Annotated in this window: 1 protein-coding gene; it reads right to left on the bottom strand. The window is 70.6% G+C overall.

What is annotated here, in order from left to right; translation table 11 throughout:
• Window positions 1-316, bottom strand: a 316-nt coding sequence (locus tag JHD67_RS21825; RefSeq protein WP_199101214.1) for an autotransporter-associated beta strand repeat-containing protein, incomplete at both ends; no start/stop codon positions are given.

The following is a 316-nucleotide window of genomic DNA, read 5'->3' as shown; positions in this document are numbered from 1 at the left end:
CCGGCCTGCGTGGTCAGCGAGCCGTTGCCGGCGCCGATGGTCATCGCACGCTGCGTGCTCATCGACTGCGTCGCCGTGAGGTCGCCGCCGTTGAAGGTCACCGCACCCGACGCATCACCCAGGTTGCTGTCGCGGCTGATCTGCACGCTGCCGCCGTTGAGCGTGGTACCACCGGCGTAGCTGTTGTCACCCGAGAGCACCAGGGTGCCCGCGCCGTTCTTCACCAGGCCGCCGGTGCCGCCGATATCGCCCTGCGCCGCCAGCGTTACGCCGGCCTGCGTGGTCAGCGAGCCGTTGCCGGCGCCGATGGTCATCG

This window comes from Dyella sp. ASV21 (genome assembly GCF_016428975.1).
In the GTDB taxonomy this organism is placed as follows: domain Bacteria; phylum Pseudomonadota; class Gammaproteobacteria; order Xanthomonadales; family Rhodanobacteraceae; genus Dyella.
Note: the sequence above shows the minus strand (reverse complement) of the source record. Positions and strands in the feature narration are given on the sequence as shown.